This window comes from Leifsonia sp. SIMBA_070, assembly GCF_046534635.1.
GTDB lineage: Bacteria > Actinomycetota > Actinomycetes > Actinomycetales > Microbacteriaceae > Leifsonia.
Map to the genome: position 1 here is coordinate 1 of NZ_JAWRYK010000400.1, position 265 is coordinate 265.

Consider the following 265-nt stretch of genomic DNA (forward strand, 5'->3'; position numbering starts at 1 on the left):
CTCAGATTAAAAACTACGCTGCGGCAGACAAAATTGCAATTACCGATATTGAATATGATACTTACGGAAACCTGCAGAAAAATACAGGGCCGGCAAATCATAAAGCACAGCGAATGACATGGGAATATGTATTTGATACCGAAAACCATCAATACATGACCGAAATAAAAGATGCTTTTGGGTATCAGAATAAGATGGAATACGATTATCGTTTTGGAATACCTTTAAAAACAACCGATCGTAACGACCAAAGTACGATTTATAC

1 protein-coding gene is annotated in these 265 nt (G+C 36.6%); it reads left to right on the top strand.

What is annotated here, in order from left to right:
- Positions 1 to 265: hypothetical protein (locus SB754_RS20830; RefSeq protein WP_410784256.1), on the top strand; the 265-nt coding region annotated here is incomplete at both ends.